This is a genomic window from Candidatus Chordibacter forsetii (assembly GCF_964187505.1).
In the GTDB taxonomy this organism is placed as follows: Bacteria; Verrucomicrobiota; Verrucomicrobiia; order Opitutales; family Seribacteraceae; genus Chordibacter; species Chordibacter forsetii.
This window is the reverse complement of sequence record NZ_CAXLML010000188.1, coordinates 1-5,001: the sequence shown is the minus strand read 5'-3', so window position 1 is coordinate 5,001 and position 5,001 is coordinate 1. Positions and strand designations below refer to the sequence as shown.

3 protein-coding genes are annotated in these 5,001 nt (G+C 40.5%); all 3 read left to right on the top strand.

All coding sequences use genetic code 11. The features are described 5' to 3' along the window. The coding region (locus ACKPQ4_RS08270) for a hypothetical protein (RefSeq protein ID WP_407680717.1) at nucleotides 1-3,579 on the top strand (3,579 nt) is incomplete at its 5' end. A 45-nt stretch (nucleotides 3,580-3,624) separates the two neighbouring features. After that, nucleotides 3,625-4,728, top strand: coding sequence for a hypothetical protein (locus tag ACKPQ4_RS08265; protein ID WP_407680716.1), 1,104 nt, complete (start codon nucleotides 3,625-3,627; stop codon nucleotides 4,726-4,728). Between the two features lie 27 nt (nucleotides 4,729-4,755). Continuing rightward, nucleotides 4,756-5,001: hypothetical protein (locus tag ACKPQ4_RS08260; RefSeq protein ID WP_407680715.1), on the top strand; the 246-nt coding region annotated here is incomplete at its 3' end.

Below are 5,001 nucleotides of genomic sequence, written 5' to 3'. Positions count from 1 at the left end.
TCTGCAGGCGGAGATGATGGCAAGACTGATCTTCTATCCGAGATTTTTGGAAATGCAGATAAGGCTGAAGACCTTGCTAAAGTAATGGCCAAGTCGGGAGGAGATATTGAAACCCAAAAAGCAATCCTTCGTAGTGCTGAGCAAGCTGAATCTTTAGCACAAGCTGTTGATGAGGCAGATGCAGATGCCAGTGCAGACCCAGGTTCTGGTCCTGCAGATTTCACCAACTTTCTTGCAGTTGTTAAACAAGTTGATGAAAAGAAACAAAGAGCTAAAGCACTGGAAGTACAGTCCGGAGGGCTCGATGTTGATGCCTCCACAAGGGATGCCATTACCGCTATAGATTCTGTATCTGCACTTAACACTAAACTCAAAGAACTCCTTCCCTCCGATGTGTCTTCAGAGGTTGCCGATCGGGTTTTTCGTGCCAAAGACCTTGATCCTACAACTGTTGATGGAGTTACACCAACTAGTGTTCAGTCCATTTTGGATGAGGGATCTTATTCCGATGCTGTCGAAACCACAGTTCGTGATCTATGGGTAGTAGTTTCTGCGAGAAAAGAGGCTCTTATCTCAGACCAAGGATTCCAGAATATTAAAACCCTTACTGATATCGCTGCGGGGTCGGGTGATTCTTCAGCTGCAGTCCTTGACACTGCCTTGGAGAATGTTGAGCAAGTTAATCAATTGAAGGTTCTGATTGATGCTGGAGGGGACGATTCTACTCTTCTTGATCAACTTGCAACGGGTGGTGACTCATTCGATTTTGATGAAGTTATGGAATCGGGTGCTCTAACATCCCTAAAGAGTTCGAGGTTTGTCGACCAGGGCTACTCTTTTAATGAACTGTTTTCCACAGATTCTGCAACTCCTCAAACATTGGTTACTGATTACCCCGACCAAACAGCAGTTGATACATACCTAACTGCCAATTCTATAAATGCAAAGTCGGTAGTACATTCAGATGGATCATCCATTTACGATCTTACTGCCGATCAAGTAAATCTGCTTACTGGTTCTTCCACTGGAGTTGCTGGAACTTACAAATTTGACGAAGTTACTGACGCGGACACAGGGGCAGTCTCCGGAGTTACCTTAAGCACAGCGAGCAAGATTCTTAGTGTTTCAGAATTTTCAAACTTTTCATTAAGTGCGGAACGAGCAGGGGATGTTTTATTTGTTTTGGATAGCCCAGTGCTTAAAGCAAACGAGAGTGATTCCGCTGATCAGTTAGCCAAGAAGGAAGAATACAGGGAATTATTTCTTAACAATGCTGATCAAATTGATAACTTGATTGAAATTGGAAAGGTGTTGGGAGAAGACGAAGTTATGATCGATGTTGTTTTCTCCAATCTATCTTTACTCGACGACCTTACACCCTTAGCGCAAAATCTTAGGAATAAGCCTGCTAAGCTAAATTATGTTTTCAATGGCGTGTCTGGTGAAACAGATCAAACCACTAAGGCAGAAACTCTGTCTATGTTCAATTCCTTGGTTGCGACTTACTTGAATCAACCTGCCAAATTGGATAAACTATTCCTTGAAGAAAACTTTGATTATCTCCCCAATATTTATGAGATTTCGCCCATGCTAGATGCTGCTAAGGGGCAAGTTGATCTTCTTTTCAATAACTTGGATAAATCTGAAGATCTTCTATTGATCGCACAAAGGTATGAAGGAACCAAAAAGGATTCTGTACTTAATGAAATCAAAAACCTTTCCCGTGCCCTTGGATATGATGCCGATAAGCGCGATGCCATTTTCGACAATCCTTCTCAAGTTGCCTCACTCACGAAACTGTACAACGAATTTAAAGCTGACCTTGAAAAAATAAATGTAATTTTTGAACATGCAGACAAAGCGGATTCATTCTTGGAAGTGTTAAACGAATTGAAAGGACCAGACGGTTCCGGTTCTTTCGAGATCCTCTTTTCCGATACTTTACTAACTATGGAGAAGACAGGTTTGGCAAAGCTTTCAGCCGAATACCCAGAATACATTGATGTTTTTATTGAAAATTCTGATATTGCTGCCGAAATCGCCTCGACCGCTTCAAAATTCAAGGGAGATCCTGAAAAATTAGACTTGGTTTTTTCAAATATCGACAAACTTGATCAAATTAATGACTTTGCCAACGAGCTTGGTGGTTACGAAACCATTACTAATGAAGAAACAGGCGAAGCGGTTGAAAGATTTATCTACGATATCCAGCTAATGGATATTTTCTTCAATAATTTACAAGATCTCGACAGGTTGATAAGTTTCAAAAGTATTGGGGAAAGAGTTGGTATACCTGGTGGAGATGCCATGGAAATTTTTGACCTAGAACCTGAGTGGTTAAATTTTGTGACATCTGACAGTGAAGTTGTTCGTGATGATAACGGCAGGATTGTTTTAAGCCCTGATCAACTAAAGGCCGCAAAATTCTTGGGCGATCTCTATGCATCTGATGTGCCGATTTCTGATATTCCTGTCTTACTTGCCAAGGAACTAATGGTTCTTAACCTTTCGCGAGAGGAACTAAGTACAGTTCTGGCAGATTTGATCGATGGTCCGTTGCTGGAAGAACCTGGAAGCGAGCCACCTTCAGATGATGATCCTTCGGCAGCCAATGACCTTAAAACCCTGTCTTTTCTCTTGGATCATCAATTCACTGGTACGATCGATCCAAATTTAGTCATTTCGGCAGATGTTGCCATGGCAAGTTCTTTTTTCAAAGAAACGATGGATGTTTATGAATCTTTGTCTCTTCTTGGCGAAAGCATTGATGAGTACACACCAGAAAATGAAAGTGATATCATTGATTCCAATGTGGATGGTTCCTTTAATCCTTCTGATACTCAACTAACAGACACTGAGACTGAGCCGGTTTCCCCCTCCCATGATACTTCTGATTATGATGATTTTGAAGGGGTCTTAGGTGGTCGTAATCTTTCATTTGGGTCTGGCACTTATGATCTTTCTCAACTTTCCCATAATCGTTTACTGATTGCATCCTCCGAGCGTTTAAACCTCGCTGGGTCCCTCTCCTTTACGGTTGATCAAACCGATGGGGTGATTAACGAACTTAAATTGTTGTCAGCTGGTGGCATTACTTTCGAAAAAGGAACCGAAATTAATTATGGGGGTGATAGCTTAGGAATTGGTTCGTTTAATTCCTTAAATGTCATCGGTGTGGATCTCTACGCACAGGATCAAATTTCGCTGCGCTCTTTAGATCGTTTGGTACTCAATAATGTATCAATGAATACGAATGGACAGGGCAATTACAATGAAGTTGAACTACTTGCTCACCAAGAAATCTCTGTAGATAACCTTAGGTTTAATGAACATGTGCGCCGAATTGCGATGGAGGCGATGACTCTAAATCTGAGAAATCTTAATTTCCCTGCCCAATCAAAAGTTATGCTAAACTCTGCTTACGGTCCGATAAACGGAAAATATCCGAATTTTAATAGTTCAATTTGGGGAAGAGTAAACTTTATTACTAATATTCGTTACGCTAATGATTTGATCATGACGCCCTCTGCCTTCGATGCTCATGGTAGTAACATAACTATTGGCAAAATTGGTCACTAAGGTTTTTTCTTTTCCTCTTATCAATCCAACTTAATGTTCTTTTTCATGACCGGAAAAAAGTTTTCTTTTTCAATATTTTTGTTTTTGCCAGCGTTTGCATTTGCTCAACCTGCTGATTCGACTAACGCGAGTTCTTCAGGCGACGAACCTCTACCTTTCTTAAATGCAGACTTCTTCGCAGATTCTTTAGCTGAAGCCTACACTTTGGAGGAAGACCCTATGGGTGCACAAAGATTGTTGCAGGTGAGAGACTCAGCCTTGACGCCTTCGGTAAATGTCAGTTCCAGTTTCAACTACACATCTAATCCTTTCAAACAACCGAAATCTTCCAAGACCCATAATAAGTCTACGAGTTTAGATCTTTCCCTTAGTTTTAACTTGGGTCTCGGAGAATACGGAATTGGGGATGAAGTCGTGTGTGCACCAGCCCTTAGTTTTATTCAAATGCGATCCTTTATGGATCCCATTGAGGATTACGGTAGTGAATTTTTAAAAGATCCAGGATTAAATACAGATACCCAAATTGCATCCCTTTCATTGCCCTTTATTTTGCCAAATGATTTTAGTTTGGTTTTTTCTCATACCTACACCGCTCCCAGTACTTACAGAGGAAAAAAACAACAGCTCATGTATTCCAATACTCCCAAACTATCCTTTATCAAGAACTTCATTTTGGATTCTGGAGACACGATTAGCTTCTCCGCTGGAGCAAGTTATACCTTTTCTGAAAGCGACACCCTTGAAGAACAATTTAAGCAATTAGCTGATTCGACTGGACTTAGTTTTGCCTTTCTGGAAGCAATTACTGTGCAAGCAGGACAAAGTTTGGCAGATGGTCCTGCCAATTTACAGGATGGTACCGGGCATGAAATTTCGATTTCATATACGAAACTTGTTGGTGAAAAGTTAACCCTTGTTCCCTCTTTCTCATATTTTTCGACCGCCTTCACCGAGGGATCCAATAAAAGCCGTAAGGATATAGTTTATAATGCTGGTCTTTCTGCAAATTTTGCTTTCTTCGAATGGTTGTCGATTAGTGGGTTGTCTAATTTTTCTTGGAAGCGTACTTCTGGCACTGAAGAAAATGCTCTTCTTAGCTTCGATGATTTTATCGGTGGTGTGACCATTGGTGTTAATCATTCATTCTAAGCTATCAATTTCATCTTTAGTTATCCTTTGATTTCTTTTTTAAAGAAGTTCTTTTTCGTTTCTTGTTATCTTCTTAGTTTTTCGATTCCTTGCTTTGCTTCGCAAGAATCAGTTGAAGATTTATACAAGCGTGGGGTTGATTTATCAGAAAAAAGAGAATACGACGGTGCTTTGTGGGAGCTAAATAAGGCAATGGGGATGGTAAAAAGAAATTACAACCATCCCTTAAGAGAAAAAATTGAGGAAGCGATTCGTGTAACTAAGGCAAAAACA

Bases quoted from the DNA above. Each gene is read 5' to 3' on its own strand.
- ACKPQ4_RS08265 (WP_407680716.1), top strand. From the start codon at position 3,625: ATGACCGGAAAAAAGTTTTCTTTTTCAATATTTTTGTTTTTGCCAGCG.